This is a genomic window from Micromonospora sp. NBC_00898, assembly GCF_045207895.1.
GTDB lineage: Bacteria > Actinomycetota > Actinomycetes > Mycobacteriales > Micromonosporaceae > Micromonospora.
The window spans coordinates 6,753,523-6,770,121 of record NZ_CP108775.1; the positions used below are offsets into that span (position 1 = coordinate 6,753,523).

Annotated in this window: 14 protein-coding genes; 7 read left to right on the forward strand and 7 right to left on the reverse strand. The window is 75.5% G+C overall.

The annotated features are described in order from the left end of the window. Positions 1-3: 3 nt before the first annotated feature. Positions 4-750, reverse strand: a complete 747-nt coding sequence (locus tag OG799_RS32885) for an ABC transporter ATP-binding protein (protein ID WP_406040795.1) — start codon at positions 748-750, stop codon at positions 4-6. Between the two features lie 2 nt (positions 751-752). Beyond that, a complete protein-coding gene (locus OG799_RS32890) occupies positions 753-3,587 on the reverse strand; it encodes an FtsX-like permease family protein (RefSeq protein WP_406040797.1) in 2,835 nt (944 codons plus the stop codon). 98 nt (positions 3,588-3,685) lie between these two features. Between OG799_RS32890 and OG799_RS32895 the strand changes: the two genes are divergently transcribed. Continuing rightward, complete coding sequence (locus OG799_RS32895) at positions 3,686-4,288, forward strand: helix-turn-helix transcriptional regulator (protein WP_406040799.1); 603 nt, start codon at positions 3,686-3,688, stop codon at positions 4,286-4,288. A gap of 12 nt (positions 4,289-4,300) precedes the next feature. Here OG799_RS32895 and OG799_RS32900 read toward each other — a convergent pair whose 3' ends face one another. The 3 genes from OG799_RS32900 to OG799_RS32910 are packed head-to-tail and all read right to left on the reverse strand — an operon-like array spanning position 4,301 to position 7,408. Next, entirely contained in the window at positions 4,301-5,410 is a 1,110-nt protein-coding gene (locus OG799_RS32900) for a threonine aldolase family protein (RefSeq protein WP_406040801.1), read from the reverse strand. Then, positions 5,407-6,603, reverse strand: coding sequence for a pyridoxal phosphate-dependent aminotransferase (locus tag OG799_RS32905; protein ID WP_406040803.1), 1,197 nt, complete (start codon positions 6,601-6,603; stop codon positions 5,407-5,409). The genes OG799_RS32900 and OG799_RS32905 overlap by 4 nt, the downstream gene beginning before the upstream one ends. A gap of 43 nt (positions 6,604-6,646) precedes the next feature. Then, on the reverse strand, positions 6,647-7,408 hold the full coding sequence (locus tag OG799_RS32910; protein WP_406040805.1) for an MmpS family transport accessory protein: 762 nt from the start codon (positions 7,406-7,408) through the stop codon (positions 6,647-6,649). Positions 7,409-7,649: 241 nt separating this feature from the next. Between OG799_RS32910 and glmS the strand changes: the two genes are divergently transcribed. Next, positions 7,650-9,563: a glutamine--fructose-6-phosphate transaminase (isomerizing) gene (gene glmS / locus OG799_RS32915; RefSeq protein ID WP_406040807.1), complete on the forward strand. Its 1,914-nt coding sequence runs from the start codon at positions 7,650-7,652 to the stop codon at positions 9,561-9,563. 170 nt (positions 9,564-9,733) lie between these two features. On the opposite strand, the gene OG799_RS32920 is transcribed toward glmS, so the two are convergent. Both OG799_RS32920 and OG799_RS32925 read right to left on the reverse strand, forming a co-directional pair. Further along, positions 9,734-11,062, reverse strand: coding sequence for an alpha/beta hydrolase (locus OG799_RS32920; RefSeq protein WP_406040809.1), 1,329 nt, complete (start codon positions 11,060-11,062; stop codon positions 9,734-9,736). Between the two features lie 333 nt (positions 11,063-11,395). Next, a complete protein-coding gene (locus OG799_RS32925) occupies positions 11,396-11,692 on the reverse strand; it encodes a type VII secretion target (protein ID WP_406040811.1) in 297 nt (98 codons plus the stop codon). A 237-nt stretch (positions 11,693-11,929) separates the two neighbouring features. Between OG799_RS32925 and OG799_RS32930 the strand changes: the two genes are divergently transcribed. From OG799_RS32930 to tsaE, 5 genes are all read left to right on the forward strand, one after another. Next, entirely contained in the window at positions 11,930-12,298 is a 369-nt protein-coding gene (locus tag OG799_RS32930; protein WP_200206348.1) for a holo-ACP synthase, read from the forward strand. A gap of 42 nt (positions 12,299-12,340) precedes the next feature. After that, complete coding sequence (locus tag OG799_RS32935) at positions 12,341-13,810, forward strand: NAD(P)H-hydrate dehydratase (RefSeq protein ID WP_406040813.1); 1,470 nt, start codon at positions 12,341-12,343, stop codon at positions 13,808-13,810. 83 nt (positions 13,811-13,893) lie between these two features. Further along, positions 13,894-15,012 (forward strand): alanine racemase, encoded by a 1,119-nt coding sequence (gene alr, locus OG799_RS32940; RefSeq protein ID WP_406040815.1) that lies wholly within the window; start codon positions 13,894-13,896, stop codon positions 15,010-15,012. Beyond that, positions 15,009-16,100 (forward strand): alpha/beta fold hydrolase, encoded by a 1,092-nt coding sequence (locus OG799_RS32945; protein WP_406040817.1) that lies wholly within the window; start codon positions 15,009-15,011, stop codon positions 16,098-16,100. Before alr ends, OG799_RS32945 begins: the two co-directional genes overlap by 4 nt. After that, positions 16,097-16,579, forward strand: coding sequence for a tRNA (adenosine(37)-N6)-threonylcarbamoyltransferase complex ATPase subunit type 1 TsaE (tsaE, locus tag OG799_RS32950; RefSeq protein ID WP_406040819.1), 483 nt, complete (start codon positions 16,097-16,099; stop codon positions 16,577-16,579). The genes OG799_RS32945 and tsaE overlap by 4 nt, the downstream gene beginning before the upstream one ends. Positions 16,580-16,599: the final 20 nt, after the last annotated feature.

Consider the following 16,599-nt stretch of genomic DNA (forward strand, 5'->3'; position numbering starts at 1 on the left):
CCCCTACAGCCGCAGCCGGCTGACCCGGGCGTACGTGTCGGCGGGATCCTCACCCTCGGTGAGGTCGACGTCCTCGACGAGCCGGCCGTCGTTGAGGCGGATCAGGCGGTCGCAGCGGGCGGCGATGGCCTGTTCGTGGGTGGCCAGCATGATCGTCATGCCGTGCCGGTCGCGCAGGTCGAGCAGCAGGTCGAGGATCTGCGCGCCGGTGGTCGAGTCGAGGTTGCCGGTCGGCTCGTCGGCCAGCAGCAGCCGAGGTGCGCCCATCAGCGCCCGGGCGATCGCCACCCGCTGCTGCTGGCCGCCGGAGAGCTGGGCGGGCAGTGCTCGCTCGCGATCTGCCAGCCCCACCGCCGCCAGCAGCTCCCGGGCCCGCGCCGCGCGGTCGGCGCGCCCCCGCCGCTGCGGCAGCACGGGTGCGATCACGTTGTCCAGCACGGTCAGCGCCGGCAGCAGGTGGTAGCGCTGGAAGACGAACCCGACCCGCTGGCGGTAGCGGGCCAGGGCCGCCCGGCGCAGGTCGGTGACCACCACCTCGTCGACGGTCACCGTGCCCTGGTCGGCCCGGTCGATGGCGCCGATCAGGTGCAGCAGCGTGGACTTGCCTGAGCCGCTCGGCCCGGTCAGCGCCACCACCGACCCGGCGGCGATCTCCAGGGAGACGTCGTCGATCGCGGTGAGCCGCTCCGCGCCGGTGTGGAACTGCCGGACCAGTCCATCGGTGCGGACCGTGCTGCCGGTGGCGTCCATGGTCACTCCTCTGCCAGTAGTCGTGCGGTGGGCAGGCGGCGCAGCAGCGCGGTCGGGACGAGCGCCGCCAGGCAGGTGGCCAGCACCCCGGCCGACGCCACGGTGGCCGCCACCGAGACCAGCGCCGCCGGCAGCTCGCCGACCAGCCAGGCCGCTCCGCCGAGCCCGAGGCCCGCGCCGGTGACCGCGCCGAGCACGCTGAGCAGGAAGCCCTCGTAGCCGACCAGGCGGCCCAGCGCCGCGTCGGTCCAGCCGGTGGCGCGCAGCGTGGCCAGCTCGGCGGCGCGGTCCCGGATGTTGAGGTAGAGCACGTCGGCGACCGCGGCGGCCCCGAGCAGTACGGTGGCCCCGGCGGCGAGGGCGTCCGCGCCGCGCACGCCAAGCGAGACGGTGTCGCCGAGCAGGGTACCCACGATGGCGCCGCGGAAGGCGTACGCGGCGGCGGCCACCACGGTCAGCGCGGCCACGCCGATGGCCAGGGCGCCCGCGCCGAGCAGGGTGCGGCCGGGCGTCCGCACCAGGTTCACCAGGGCCAGGCCGGGCAGGGTGCGCGGTCGGCGTACCCATCGCGCGGTCGCCACCGGCGGGCGCAGCGCGGCGGCCGGGTGGGCGCGCGCGGCCCGCAGCGCCGGCTCCAGGCCCGCGACCAGCGCCAGCAGCAGCGCCACGGGTACGGCGAGCAACGCCCGCCGCCAGTCGACGTCAATGTCGAGCGCCGCGCCGAGCGGGAACGCCAGGCCGGCGGAGAGCAGCCCGGCGGCCAGGCCCAGCGCGCCGACCTCGCCGAGGATCAGCGCGCCGATCCGGCGGGCCGGCCAGCCGAGGCAGGCGAGCACCGCCAGCTCGGGGCGGCGGTCCCGGACCGCGGCGGAGACCGCGTTGCCGAGGAAGAGCACGCAGACCACCAGCACCAGCACGAAAAGAGCGGCGCTCTTGCGGTCGACGGCCTTCGTGATGGTGGAGGCGACGCCCAGCGCCGACCAGTTCTCGGTCAACCGCAGCGCCGGGCGGCCGAACGCGCCGGCCGGCAGCTCCACGGTCTGCGGCGCGGGGGAGGAGCCGAGCGTGATGTCGACGTCGAGGCCGGTCGCCCGGGCGATCGCCTCCGCGATCAGCCGGACCCGCTCGGCGGAGCGTTCGTTGTAGCCGTGCACGTCGGCGACCCGGACCCGGATCGCGCTGATCGGCGCGGTGCGCTGCGGGGTGCTGCCCCCCTCCAGCAGCATGGTCGCGCTGGCGAGGTTCGTCAGCAGCAACGGCGGCGCGGAGAGGTAGCCGGCGGGGTTGCCGCTCGGCTCCAGCGGCCGGCCGCCCAACGCGGTCCGGCTGCGCTCGTCGGCGCCCTCGGCCACCGGCGGCTCGTACGTCTCCAGCGGCACCTCGCCCAGGTCGCTGAAGCCGGTCAACTTCTCCGGGTCGAACACGCCGACTGCCCGCCACTGCCGGAACGGGGTGATGCTCCCGCCGCTGGGCAGCGGAATCCGGCGGAGGGTACGCGCCCCAACGTCCTCGGTGAGCCAGGGACGGGGCAGCCAGCTGAAGTCGCGTTCGTTTCCGAAGACCTCCGGCGCGGCCGGCGACACCGCGGCGGCGCGCAGCTCGCCGCCGGGTCGCTCGTCGTACGTCACCGCGCCGGGCTGGGTGATGATCTGCAGCTGCCCGAAACAACATTCACCCTGATCGGAGATCCCTGCCGCGAGCTGGGTCCGGTAGGCGTCCGCCAGCTCCGTCCGGGCCACCCCGGCCGGCGTGCCGGCTGCCCGCCGGAGCGTCTCCTCCAGTTCGATGGCCGGCGTTCCGGCCGGCCGGGCGGCGGGCAGCCGGGTGAGCGTGGCCCGCAGCCCGCCGTCCAGATAGGGGCGGCTGGTGGCCAGCACCGGAACCGATCGGTTGCGGGCGGTGCCGAGCACCTTCTCGCTCACCGCGTCGCCGGCCCGTAGGGGGCGGCCGTCCACGACGCTGCCCGCCAGGCCGACGAGGCGCTGCTCCGCGTCCGGGTCGACGGCGGCGAGCAGGAACGGCACGGTGAGCGGCTCGGTCAGCGTCAGCCGGTCGAAGGTCGCCGTGGCCGCGTCGCCGTTCTGCGCCAGGACGCCGTTCTCCGCCTCGAAGCGGCCGTCCGGCCGCAGCCGGACCGGGGTGACCCACCAGTTGTCCCGCTCCGAAAGCTTGGCGCGGTTGCCGAGCAGGGCGCCGCGCTGCGGGTCGCAGATCGGCCGGCTGGTGCCGTCCGGCTGCACCTCGCGAGCGACCGGTCCGCAGACGTCGTCCACCTGGTAGCGCCGGCCGTCGCTGTAGGGGAAGGTGTCCGAGGTCTCCGGCTCGAAGAGCGGATAGATCAGGGGGTGGGTGGTCACGTACACGTACCGCGGTTTGCCCGGCGCGGTGGACAGGCCGCGCTCGGCGACGTACCTGGGGTCGAGCCGGATCACCTGCCGGTCGAGTGACCGGTCGACCGCGGCGGTGAGGTCGAACCGCAGCGGCACCGCCGAGGTCGAATATCCGATCATGGCGATGGGCGCCGCCACGTCCACGCCGGCGACCGCCTTCACCCGCTCGTACTGGGCGATGGTGATGCCGCCGTACGTGTCGGAGAGGTAGTTGGGCCGGACCAGCCCGCGCGCGGCCTCCAGCGGCGTGCGCGTCCCCTTCGGACGGACCAGGATGTCGTACGCCGCGCGGGTGTTCCGCTCGACGGTGCCGGTGACGGCCAGTCGGGACGTGGTGGTGGCGCCGGTCAGCACGACGAAGCCGGTGGTCGCCACCAGCACGCCGACCAGCAGCGCCACCGACCGTCCGGCACGGCCGCGAAGTTGCCCCCAGACGAAATGGAACATGTCGCGCCTCCCCGTGTGCTGACCTACACTGTGCGCGATACATTGTCACAATGCAAGGCCTCCCGGGAGGCCTGTCCGAAATCGGATCGGAGGAGACGGTGGCGATCCAGCACGCGGTCCTGGCCCTGCTCGCCCGCGGCCCCAGCTACGGCTACGAGCTGAAGGGGGCCTTCGAGGCGGCGGTCGGCCCGCAGTGGGGGCCGCTCAACATCGGCCACCTCTACCAGATCCTCGACCGGCTCTCCCGCGACGGGCTGGTGGTCGCCGAACGGCAGGCCCAACCGGTCAAGCCCGACCGGGTGGTCTACGAGATCACCGCGGCCGGCCGGACGGAGCTGGACCGCTGGCTCACCGAAACCAGCCCGCGCAGCGGCGGCTTCCGGGACGACTTCTTCCTCAAGGTCACCGCGGCGGCCCGGTCGGGTGAGCCGGCGACCGTCCGGACCGTGCTCGGCAACCAGCGCGGCCACCTGCTACGGGAGTTGCGCAACCTCGACGGGCTGCGGCGCCGGGCCTACGATCCGGTGGTCCGGCTGCTGCTCTCGGCCGCGAGCCGGCACGTCGAGGCGGACCTGGCCTTCGTCGACGACGCCGAGTCGGCGCTGCTCACCGACGAGACGGTGCTCGCCGGACTCGCCGCCGGCCGCCCGCCGGCCGCCACACCTGAGACGGACGCCGGGCCGGCCCGGGCCGCCGGCTGAACCGACCACCGGTCAGCAGTGCGGCAGGCGACGGAGGAAGCGATCGGCCAGGTCCACCACCCGGTCGGCGTCCAGCTCCAGCGCCGGGGCGGCCACCGTCACCTCGGCCAGCGCGATCCCGGGCACCTCGGTGTCCTGCCAGCCGCCGACGAACCATGCCTTCTCCTCGTCGGCGAGGGCGAGGGCGGCCTCGTTCAGCGCCTCGGCCGGGTGCGGCAGCCAGAGCCGGAACTGGTGGGTGTGCGGCGGCCCCGGGTGGACCCGGGCGCCGGGCAGGGTGGCCAGCGCGGCGGCCACCACCTTCGCGTGCGCCACGTAGCCGGGCAGCCGGGGCAGCTCGTGGGCCAGGCCGGCGAGCGCGGCGAGGGCGGCCGGCCACTGCTGGAAGAGGTTCCCGCCGTGCCGGTGCCGCCACGCGCGGGCGTAGCGGACCAGCTCCGTGTCACCGGCCAGCGCCGCACCCGAGTGGCCCTTGAGGGACTTGTAGAACGAGACGTACGTGCTGTCGGCCAGGGCCGCAACGTCGGCGAGCGGGTGCCCCAGGTGGACGGTCGACTCCCAGAGCCGGGCCCCGTCCAGGTGCACCCGGGCGCCCCGGGCCCGGGCCGCCGCCACCACCGCGGTCAGCTCGCCCCAGCTGGGCAGCACGAACCCGGCGTCCCGCAGCGGCAGCTCCAGCATCAGCGTGCCGATCGGCTCGTCGAGCGCGGCCACCTCCTCGGCGGTCGGGTTGCGTGGCGCGTCCGTGGTCCGCACCGTGCGGAGACCACCGAGCAGCACGTGCGCGTCCCGCTCGTGCACCATGGGGTGGCTGAGCGGGTGCAGGCCGACCCCGTCCCGGCCGGTCACCTCGGCGCCGTACCGCAGGGCGATCTGCTGGGCCATGGTGCCGGTGGGGAAGAAGGCGACGGCCTCGGTGCCGAGCAGCTCGGCGACCCGGCCCTCCAGCTCCTCGACCGGCCCGCCCTCGCCGTAGAAGTCGGGCACCGGGTCGTCGGTGACGGCCTGCCCGATCGCCGCGAGCTGCTCCCGAACGGACGCCGGCCGGATGCCGGAGAGCATGGTGTCGCAGCCGTGCTGGGCCGTGAACCGGCGTACCAGCTTCGTGCGCTCGTCGGTCATGCGTCCTCCTTCAACCGGCGCAGCCGGGTCACCGCCTCGGTCAGCACCTCGGGCCGCTTGCAGAAGGCGAACCGGACCAGGCGTCGTCCCGCCTCGGTGTCGTCGTAGAAGACCTGGGTCGGCACCGCCACCACGCCGCAGCGCTCCGGCAGCGACCGGCAGAACTCCACCCCGTCCCGGCCGCCGAGCCTACCGACGTCGGCGGTGACGAAGTACGTGCCCTCCGGGGCGAGCACCCCGAACCCGGCGTCGGCCAGACCGTCGACGAGCAGGTCCCGGCGCCGCTGCATGCCCGCGGCGAACTCGGCGAAGTACGCGTCCGGCAGCCCGAGAGCCACCGCGACGGCCGGTTGCAGCGGACCGGCGTTGACGAAGGTCAGGAACTGCTTCACCCGGAGCACCGCGGAGACCAGCGGGGCCGGCCCGCTCACCCAGCCGACCTTCCAGCCGGTGCAGGAGAAGGTCTTGCCGGCCGAGGAGATCCGCAGCGTCCGCTCCCGCATCCCGGGGAGCGTGGCCAGCGGCACGTGCGGCGCGGTGGCGTCGGGAAAGACGAGGTGCTCGTACACCTCGTCGGTGACCGCGTACGCGTCGTGCTGCCGGCAGAGCTCGGCCACCAGGGCCAGCTCGTCGGGGGTGAAGACCTTGCCCGTCGGGTTGTGCGGCGAGTTCAGCAGCACCAGCCGGGTACGCGGGCCGAACGCGGCGCGCAGCTCCGCCGGGTCGAAGCCGTACCGGCCGTCCGCCCCGGGGCGCAGCGTGACCGGGCGGCGGACCGCGCCGGCCAGCGCGATCGAGGCGGCGTACGAGTCGTAGTACGGCTCGAAGCAGACCACCTCGTCACCCGGCTCGCAGAGCGCGAGGATGCTCGCGGCGATCGCCTCGGTGGCGCCCGCCGTCACCACGATCTCGCCGTCCGGGTCGTACGACAGCCCCCAGAACCGGCGCTGGTGGGCGGCGACGGCCGCGCGCAGCGCCGGGATCCCCGGGCCCGGCGGGTACTGGTTGTGGCCGGAGCGCAGCGCCTCGGCAGCCGCGGCCAGCATCTCCGGCGGCCCGTCGGTGTCGGGGAACCCCTGGCCGAGGTTGACCGCGCCGGTACGCACGGCGAGCGCCGACATCTCGGCGAAGATGGTGGTCCCGAACGGCCGCATCCGGGCCACCAGCGGGTCGACATCGGGGAGTGTCGTCACCTGCGTCAGCCTACGGCTCGGGCGGGACACCTCAAGTCCGCCGTCAGCCGCCGCAACTGACCCGCCAGGCGTGGTCGTCGGCCGACTCGGTGACGGGCCGGCCACCGTTCACCGTCATCGCGCAGGCGATGGTGCGCCCGCCCTTGTCGTCGCCCTTGTTCGCCCACACGGACGCCCGACCGGGGTCGTCGGTGCTGATCTTCGTACGCCAGGGCAGCCGTACGTCGTGGAGCTCTACGGGATAGCCGTCCGCGTCGTAGTACAGGATGTTGGCCGGCCCCTGACCGGTCACCTCGTACGCGACGGCGAACCGGCCCGGCCCGCTGGACGGCGTGGCGGCGGGCTTCCGGGCGGGCGTCGGGTCCGCTGCCGGCGGCCCGCCCTGGTCCGCCTCCGCGTCCTGGTCCTCGGACTCGTCCGCGGTGGTCGGCTCCTCCTGCCGCGGCTCGGCGGCCCTCGGCTCGCCGAACGGGTGGGCCGGCAGGTTGACGAGGAGCCCGGCGACGCCGAGGAACCCGCAGACCGCCAGCATCACGGCGGCGAACACCGAGAGGACGACGGTGGTCGTCCTGCCGTCCCGGCCGCGTCGGCGCCCGGCGGGTTCGGCGGGTTCCGCGAGGGGGGCGGGAGATCCGGGCGCGGGCTGGGTCATCCCGGTCGGCGGCAGCCAGGGATCGGGCCCCGGCCCGGCCGGCGCCGGGGCCGGCCGGTCCGGCGGCACCCACGGCTCGGGGGTGGCCGCCGGGTCGGGCGGGACCGCGCCCGTCGACGACTGTCGGTCGGGGGGTGGCGTCGCCTCGGACATCAGCTCCGCTCGCAGGGGACGGGCCGCGGAGGCGTCCGCGGCCGGTGGCGTGCCGGGGGTCGGTCGTCGCTCCGGCGAGGAAGCCTCAATCTACGCGGCCCGCCGCATCCGCCGGTGACCTGGACGGGCCGGGTGGTATGTCCGATCCTCCGCCTGTGTTCGCCTGATCGCTCAGATTCAGTGATCGTTTAACGGGCTTCCGAGCACGCGCGATGAGCGAAACTGGGTTAGGCTCGGGGCCATGTGTGGAATCGTGGGTTACGCCGGCGCGCGCCCGGCGCTCGGCATCGTGCTCGACGGTCTGCGGCGGCTGGAGTACCGCGGCTACGACTCGGCCGGCGTCGCCATCGTCTGCGACGACCAGCTGTTGACCGAGAAGAAGGCCGGCAAGCTGGCCAACCTGGAGAAGGTGCTCGCCGAGCGGGCCGCCGTCGACCCGGAGTCCTGCGCCGCCAGCCCGATCGGCATCGGCGACGGCACCACCGGCATCGGCCACACCCGCTGGGCCACCCACGGCGGCCCCACCGACCGCAACGCCCACCCGCACGTCGCCCCCGACGGCCGGGTCGCGGTGATCCACAACGGCATCATCGAGAACTTCGCCAAACTCCGCGCCGAGCTGGAGTCCGAGGGCGTCGAGTTCACCAGCGACACCGACACCGAGTGCGCCGCCCACCTGCTCTCCGCCGCCCTGGCCGACCTGCGCTCGGCCGGCGAGGTGGACAGCCCGCAGCTGCTCGCCTCCGCCATGCGGGTGGTGTGCCAGCGGCTGGAGGGCGCGTTCACCCTGCTCGCCGTCGACGCCGGCATCCCCGGCGCGGTGGTCGGCGCCCGGCGCAACTCGCCGCTGGTGGTCGGCCGCGGCGACGGGGAGAACTACCTGGCCAGCGACGTGGCCGCGTTCATCGAACACACCCGCGACGCGGTCGAGCTGGGCCAGGACCAGATCGTCCTGATCACCACGGACAGCATCGAGATCACCGACTTCGCCGGGCAGCCCGCCATCGGCAAGGACTTCCACATCGACTGGGACGCCTCCGCCGCCGAAAAGGGCGGCTACGACTGGTTCATGCTCAAGGAGATCGAGGAGCAGCCGCAGGCGATCGCCGACACGCTGCTCGGCCGGCTCACCGAGACCGGCGAGATCGCCCTCGACGAGGTCCGCCTCAGCGAGCAGGACCTGCGCGACGTCGACAAGATCTTCATCGTCTCCTGCGGCACCTCGTACCACGCGGGCCTGGTCGCCAAGTACGCCATCGAGCACTGGACCCGGATCCCCTGCGAGGTCGAGCTGGCCAGCGAGTTCCGCTACCGCGACCCGGTCCTCGACCGGTCCACCCTGGTCGTGGTGATCTCGCAGTCCGGCGAGACCATGGACACCCTGATGGCGCTGCGCCACGCCAAGGAGCAGAAGGCCCGGGTGCTGGCCATCTGCAACACCAACGGCTCCACGATCCCGCGCGAGTCCGACGCCGTCCTCTACACCCACGGCGGCCCGGAGATCGCGGTCGCCTCCACCAAGGCGTTCCTCACCCAGCTCGTCGCCTGCTACCTGATCGGCCTGCACCTGGCCCAGGTGCGCGGCATCAAGTTCGCCGACGAGGTGGGCGCGGTCGTGGCCCAGCTCCAGGAGATGCCGGGCAAGCTGCGCGAGCTGCTCGACCGGATCGAGCCGGTCCGGGAGCTGGCCCGCGAGCTGAAGTCCGAGCCGACGGTGCTCTTCATCGGCCGGCACGTCGGCTACCCGGTCGCCCTGGAGGGCGCGCTCAAGCTCAAGGAGCTGGCGTACATGCACGCCGAGGGCTTTGCCGCCGGCGAGCTGAAGCACGGCCCGATCGCGTTGATCGACAAGGGCACCCCGGTGGTCTGCGTGGTCCCGTCGCCGGTCGGCCGGGGCATGCTGCACGACAAGGTCGTCTCCAACATCCAGGAGGTCCGCGCCCGTGGCGCCCGGACCATCGTGATCGCGGAGGAGGGCGACGAGGCGGTCGTCCGCTACGCCGACCACCTGATCTACGTGCCGCGGACGCCGACCCTGCTGGCCCCGCTGGTCACCACGGTCCCGCTCCAGGTGCTCGCCGCCGAGATCGCCGCCGCCCGCGGGCACGACGTCGACCAGCCGCGCAACCTCGCCAAGTCGGTCACCGTCGAGTAGCCGACCGACCGAACCCGGCATCCGGGGCCCCCTGCGCCGCCCACGGCCAGGGGGCCCCGCCGTCCCCCAGGCATGATCCATTCCAGGTCCGCGAGCTGGCGGGGTCCGGCAGCCCGGAAGACCACCACCTCCGGGACGTGGCAAGAGCCCTCCCGGGTGGGCGAGCCTGATCACCGGCCCAGCACGATCCGGGCCATCCCGTCCAGGGCGGGGTTGCCCGGGTCCCAGTAGCCGGTGTGGCCGTACCGGCCGCTGGGAAAGCGCCGGCCGCCGAAGGCCGGATCGCTCGGGTCGACCCCGAACCACAGCTCGTGCCCGGTCGGGTGGAGCAGCGCCGCCGCCGGGCCGAGCGGGGTCGCGCCGAGCACCGCCCGGCGGGCCAGCTCGTCGGGCGGCCGGGCCAGCCGGATCACGTCGTCCGGCGCGGTGCTCGCCCACACCTGACCGGCCGGCATCCGCAACTCGGCGGCGTGCGCCACGCCCACCCCCGGCGAGCCCACGAAGACCAGCGCGTCGGCGCTCAACCCGTGGTCGCGGGCGGCCGTGCCCACCACCACCGACCCGTAGCTGTGCCCCAGCACGGTGTGCCGGGCCGGCGGCCCCTCGTGGGAGGCCCGCAGCCCCTCGGAGAACCGGTGCAGCGCCGGCCCCGCGTCCCGGGCCTGCCCGCCCCGCGCCGCCTCGTCGAGGAAGTCCGGGGCGTCGTAGTCCAGCCAGAGCACCGCCGCCGTCTCCTCGGCCGGGGCGAGCGCCGCGCAGCGGTCCAGCACCTGGGCCGCCCGGCCCAGCTCACCCGGGGCGTCGGCCAGGTCCGCGGTCATCCCCGGCACGTACGTCAGCACCGCGCCGGCCCGGTCCGGGTTGCCCAGCGCCACGATCGCCCGCCCGTCGCCGGCCGGGTCGAGCCCGAGCAGGTACGCCCGGGGTGGGCCCGGCGTGGCCAACCGGTCGGCGAGCCCGTCCAGCCCGCGCAGCGCCGCGGCGACCCGGGCCAGCCGGGCCACCTCCACCGGGCCGCGGGGCGCGCGACTCAGCAGCTCGCGCTCCCGGGCCAGCGGCGCCGCCCGCCGCGCGGCCAGCAGCAGTCGGTTCGCCTGGTCCCGGGCGGTCACCGGCACCCCGTCCAGGCGACCTACCAGGGCCGGCTCGCGCGCCACCAGCCACCGGCGTTCGGCCGGCGTCAGGCCCGCCCACCAGCGCCCCACCTCGGCCGGACCGGCGCCGGCCGCCGGGCGCCGGCCGGGCGGGACGCTGACCCAGCCGATGCCGGCCGCCGCCGACAGTTCGGCCAACCGGGCGGTCGCCTCCCGGTCCGCCGCCCCGGCCAGCTCCACCGCCGCGCGGACCGCTGCGGCGACCTGGGCCACCGCAGGGCCGACCCGCTCGGCGGGACGCGGCACGGCCGGGTCCGCCCGGACCCGGCCCGACCGGTCGACCAGCAGCCGACCCTGGTCGGCGAGGGCGACGGCGGCGGCCAGCCGGGCCTTCGCCCCGCGCACCCGGGCGGCGAGGCTCGGCGAGCACCTGGTCGACCTCGATCAGCGCGGGCAGCACGTCGGTCAGCTCGGTGCGCAGCGCGGTGAGCCGTTCCCGCGCCGCGTCGCCGGCCGCGCCGGACCAGGCGGGGCGGAGAGCGGTGGCCCGGGCGTCCAGGGCGTCGGCTCGCCGCCGCACCGGGCCGGTCAGCCCGCGCCAGGCCACCCCGGCGGTGGCCCAGGCCCCCGGGTCGGCGGACCAGAGCTGGGCGTAACCCACCGCGCCCGCCGGTGCCGCGCCGGCTCCGCCCGCCGGAGGCGGGACGCGCCGGGCCGCCGGGTGCCCCGGGCGGCGGCTCACCGGGGCACTCCGGCCAGGCGGCGGGCGGCGCGCTCGTCGACGGCCTCGTAGCCCTCCGCGGCGAGGCGGACCGCGTCGGCGCCGTCCGCCACCCGGGCCGCCAGCGCCCCGCACCAGCCCTGGACCGCCGACTCCAGCTCGGCCAGCGCCACCCCGGCCCGCCAGCCCTCGGCCGGCACCACCAGCCCGGGCTCGGCGGCCAGCCCGCGGGCCAGCCGGTACGCGTCCGCCCCGAGCGACCGGGCAACCTCTCGCAGCAGCTCGGGCTCGACGGTCAACGGCGCCTCGGTCATCGGCGGGCTCCCCGGCTCGGCCGCCTCCGACGGGGACGCCGGGCGGCGGAACGACGCCCACCCCGGCGGCGAGCCGGGGCCGGGCGGGCAACGGGAAGGACGTTAGGTGGCGCCCGTACCCGGGCGTCGGCCCTGTGGACGACGGGCGGTGCGCGTACCCACAGGTTGTCCACAGGCGTTGCCCACCGCGGACCCGGTGGCTAATCTGCTCCCCCGCCCGCCGGTAGGGTGAGTGCCGTGATCGTGGCTGTCGGCATCGACGTCGTGCTGGTGGACCGGTTCGCCCGGGCCCTCGCCCGGACGCCGCTGCTCGCCGACCGGCTCTTCACCGAGGCCGAGCGCTACACCCGCTCCGGCAACCCGCGCTCGCCGGAGTCGATGGCCGCCCGCTTCGCGGCCAAGGAGGCGGTGGCCAAGGCGCTCGGCGCCCCCGCCGGGCTGAGCTGGCACGACTGCGAGATCGTCCCGGACCCGGACGGCCGGCCCTGGCTGACCGTCTCCGGCACGGTCGCCGCCGCCGCGGCGGAGCGGGGGATCAACCGCTGGCATCTGTCGTTGTCGCACGACGGCGGGATCGCGTCGGCCATGGTGGTGGCGGAACGTTGAGCTGACCGGCGGGCCGGCCGGCCCGCCAGAGGACGGGGTGGCATGAAACCGGTGTGGCGGGTCGCGGACGTACGCGCGGCGGAGGCGGGCCTGATGGCCACCCTCCCGCCGGGGACGCTGATGCAGCGGGCCGCCGCCGGGCTGGCCCGCCGCTGCGCGCTGCTCCTCTCCGACCGGGGCGGCGTCTACGGCGCCCGGGTGCTGCTGCTGATCGGCTCCGGCGACAACGGCGGCGACACCCTGTACGCGGGCGAGCGCCTGGCCCGGCGCGGGGCGGCCGTGTCGGCCCTGCTGCTCAGCCCCGGCCGGGCGCACGCCGAAGGGCTGGCCGCGTTCCGGGCCGCCGGTGGGCGGCTGGTCGACCGGCCGCCGGCCGTGGTCGACCTGGTGCTCGACGGCATCGTCGGGATCGGCGGCACCGGCGGGCTGCGGGAGACCGCCGACCAGTTGGCGGCGAGCCTGGTCCGGCACTGCGGCCGGGACGGCGACCGGGCGACCGTGGTGGCCGTGGACGTGCCGAGCGGCGTCGCCGTGGACACCGGGCACGTGCCGCTGACCGCCTCCGGCCGGCCGAGCGCGGTGCGGGCCGACGTGACGGTCGCCTTCGGCGCGTTGAAGCCGGCGCTGTTGGTCGGGCCGGCCGCCGAGCTGGCCGGGCACGTCGAGCTGGTCGACATCGGGCTGGGGCCGTGGCTGCGCGGGTCGCCGGCGCTGCGGGTGACCGAGTGGTCGGACGTCGCCGACCGGTGGCCGCGGCTCGGCGCGTCGGCGGAGAAGTACAGCCGGGGTGTGGTGGGGGTGGCGACCGGGTCGGCGACGTACCCGGGCGCGGCCGTGCTCTCGGTCGGCGGCGCGCTGGCCGGGCCGACCGGCATGGTCCGCTACGCCGGCGGGGCGCGCGCGGAGGTGCTGCACCAGCATCCGTCGGTGATCGCCACCGGGCGGGTCGCGGACGCCGGCCGGGTGCAGGCCTGGGTCTGCGGCTCCGGGCTGGGCACCGGCGACGAGTCCGCCGCCGAGCTGCGGGCGGTGCTGTCGACCCCGGTGCCGGTGGTACTGGACGCGGACGCCCTCACCCTGCTGGTGGACGGCAAGCTCGCCGACCGGCTGCGCGACCGGGACGCCCCGATCGTGGTGACCCCGCACGACCGGGAGTACGCCCGGCTCTGCGGCGAGACCCCGGGCGCGGACCGGGTGTCGGCCGCGCTGCGGCTGGCGGCCTGGATGAACGCGGTGGTGCTGCTGAAGGGGGACCACACGATCATCGGCACACCGGACGGCCGGGCGTACGTCAACCCGACCGGCACCCCGGTGCTGGCCACCGGGGGCACCGGGGACGTGCTGGCCGGGCTGCTCGGTTCGCTGCTCGCGGCCGGACTGCCGGCGGACCGGGCGGCCGCCGCGGCGGCGTACCTGCACGGGCTGGCCGGCCGGGAGGCGGCCCGGAGCGGCCCGGTGACCGCGCCCGACGTGGCCGCCGCCCTGCGCCCGGTGCTGGCCCGGCTGCCCTGACCGGGCCGGCCGGGCCGCGCCTGTGGCGGTCGGACCGCGCGGCTGCGGCCCGGCGTGATCACCACCGGAAGTAGGCTGGGGGCATGTGGCAGTCGGAGGTGCGCGTCGACCTGGACGCGATCCGGGAGAACGTGACCCGGCTGAAATCGGGCACCAGCGCCGAGCTGATGGCGGTGGTGAAGGCCGACGGGTACGGCCACGGCATGGTCCCGGCCGCCCAGGCGGCGCTCGACGCGGGCGCCGACTGGCTCGGCGTGTGCACCCTCGACGAGGCGCTCACCCTGCGCCGGGAGGGCATCACCGCCCCGGTGCTGGCCTGGCTGCTCGACCCGGGGCTGCCGCTGCACGACGGGGTCGCCGTCGGGGTGGACCTGGGCTGCGCCAGCCTGCCGCAGCTGGGCGAGATGATCGAGGCGGGCCGGCGGGCGGACCGCCCGGCCCGGCTGCACCTCAAGATCGACACCGGGTTGTCCCGCGGCGGGGCCACCGTCGCCGACTGGCCCACCCTGCTGGAGGCCGCCGCGAAGGCGCAGGCCGACGGCCTGGTCGAGGTGGTCGGGGTGTGGAGCCACTTCGTGTACGCGGACTCGCCCGGCCACCCCACCACGGACCGGCAGCTCGCCGTCTTCCACGAGGGGCTGGCCATGGTCGAGCGGGCCGGGCTGCGTCCGCGCTACCGGCACCTGGCGAACTCGGCCGCCACGCTGACCCGCCCGGACACCCACTTCGACCTGGTCCGCCCGGGGCTGGCGATCTACGGCCTCTCCCCGGTGGCCGGCGAGCGGTACGGGCTGCGTCCGGCGATGACCGCCCGGGCCCGGGTGATGCTGACGAAGCGGGTCCCGGCGGGCACCGGCGTCTCGTACGGCCACACCTACCTCACCGAGCGGGAGGCCAACCTGGCGGTGGTGCCGCTCGGCTACGCCGACGGGGTGCCGAGGCACGCCTCGAACACCGGTCCGGTGCAGCTCGGTGGCAAGCGGCGGACGATCTCCGGCCGGGTCTGCATGGACCAGTTCGTGCTGGACTGCGGCGAGGACGAGGTGGCCGCGGGTGACGTGGCGACGCTCTTCGGCAGCGGCGCCGACGGAGAGCCGACGGCCGACGACTGGGCCGAGGCGGCCGGCACCATCAACTACGAGATCGTGACCCGGTTCGGCGGGGTGCGGGTGCCGCGCGTCTACGACGGCGAGCGGCCATGAGCCAGCGGTTCCGCATTCCGCGGCCCCGGACGGCGGCCGGCAAGGTCGCCGGGCTGGTCGGCGCGGCGGTCGGCGTGGCCGCCGCCGGGCTCGCGGCGGGCGTGGTGAGCGAACGGGTCCTGGTCCGCCGGCTCAAAACCGACCCCGCCGATCCGTACGCGCACGAGGTCTTCGGCGAGCAGCGGTACGACGAGTCGTACCGGTTCGAGATGCCGGACGGCACCGACATCCACGTCGAGGTGGTCGAGCCGACCCGGCCGGTCGACGGGCACCCGACCGTGATCCTGGTGCACGGCTTCTGCCTGGACATGGGGACCTTCCACTTCCAGCGCAGGATGCTCGCCGCGCGCGGCGACTACCGGATCGTCGCGTACGACCAGCCGGGGCACGGCCGGTCGGGCCGGCTGGAGAGCGGGGACTACGACCTGGCCGCGCTGGGCCGGACGCTGCGTCGGGTGATCGACGAGACCGCGCCGGAGGGGCCGCTGGTGCTGGTGGGCCACTCGATGGGCGGGATGACCATCATGGCGCTGGCCGAGCTCTACCCGGAGATGTTCGGCGACCGGGTGGTCGGCACGGTGCTGATGGCCACCTCCGGCGGCCTGCTCGCGGAGACGAAGCTGGTCGCGCCGGCACTGCTCGGCCGGGTCGGCGCCCCGGTGCTCTACATGATGAGCAACGCCACCCGGTACGGCGGCACGGTGATCGACAAGGCGCGGAAGTCCACCACCAACGTGGCGTGGCTGCTGACCCGCAAGTACGGCTTCGGCACCCCGAAGCCCAGCCCCGCCCTGGTCTCGTACGTGGAGACGATGAACTCGCGAACCTCCGCCGACACGGTGTCCCGTTACCTGCGCACCCTGGCCACCCACTCCCGGTTCCCGGCGCTGGCCGCGTTGGCCGGCACGCCGGTGCTGGTGATCGTCGGGGACAAGGACATGATCACCCCGGTGACCCACTCCGAGGAGATCGTCCGGCGGCTGCCGCACGCCGAGTTCGTCAAGATCCACGACAGCGGGCACGTGGTGATGCTGGAGCACGCCGACGAGGTCAACGCGGCGCTCGAACGCTTCCTGGAGGAGTTGTGACCGTCGTCGTCGAGCTGAAGACGGTCGACGACACCCGCGAGTTCGGCCGCAAGTTGGCCGGGGCGCTGCGCGCCGGTGACCTGCTGCTGCTCAGCGGCCCGCTCGGCGCGGGCAAGACCGCGCTCACCCAGGGCATCGGCGTTGGTCTGGGGGTGCGCGGCGACATCACCTCGCCGACCTTCGTGATCGCCCGGGTGCACCGGCCGGACCCGGCGCGGGGCGGACGGGTGACGCTGGTGCACGCCGACGCGTACCGGCTGGGGGAGTCGGTGGACCCGCGTGCCGAGATCGACGACCTGGACCTGGACGCCTCGGTGGACGAGGCGGTGACCGTGGTCGAGTGGGGTGAGGGGATGGTCGAGCAACTGGTCGACGCCCACCTGCGGGTCCGCATCGACCGGCGCGAGGACGACACCCGGGTGGTCACGCTGGAGCCGGTCGGCGGCGACTGGGCGCAGCGGCTCGCCACCCTCGACTGACGGGCTGTCGTACCCGCTGC

Excerpts from the sequence above, each read along its gene's own strand:
- OG799_RS32885 (WP_406040795.1), bottom strand. The coding sequence starts at position 750 with ATGGACGCCACCGGCAGCACGGTCCGCACCGATGGACTGGTCCGGCAG.
- OG799_RS32890 (WP_406040797.1), bottom strand. The coding sequence starts at position 3,587 with ATGTTCCATTTCGTCTGGGGGCAACTTCGCGGCCGTGCCGGACGGTCG.
- OG799_RS32900 (WP_406040801.1), bottom strand. The coding sequence starts at position 5,410 with ATGACCGACGAGCGCACGAAGCTGGTACGCCGGTTCACGGCCCAGCAC.
- OG799_RS32910 (WP_406040805.1), bottom strand. The coding sequence starts at position 7,408 with ATGTCCGAGGCGACGCCACCCCCCGACCGACAGTCGTCGACGGGCGCG.
- glmS (WP_406040807.1), top strand. The coding sequence starts at position 7,650 with ATGTGTGGAATCGTGGGTTACGCCGGCGCGCGCCCGGCGCTCGGCATC.
- OG799_RS32925 (WP_406040811.1), bottom strand. The coding sequence starts at position 11,692 with ATGACCGAGGCGCCGTTGACCGTCGAGCCCGAGCTGCTGCGAGAGGTT.
- OG799_RS32935 (WP_406040813.1), top strand. The coding sequence starts at position 12,341 with ATGAAACCGGTGTGGCGGGTCGCGGACGTACGCGCGGCGGAGGCGGGC.
- alr (WP_406040815.1), top strand. The coding sequence starts at position 13,894 with ATGTGGCAGTCGGAGGTGCGCGTCGACCTGGACGCGATCCGGGAGAAC.
- OG799_RS32945 (WP_406040817.1), top strand. The coding sequence starts at position 15,009 with ATGAGCCAGCGGTTCCGCATTCCGCGGCCCCGGACGGCGGCCGGCAAG.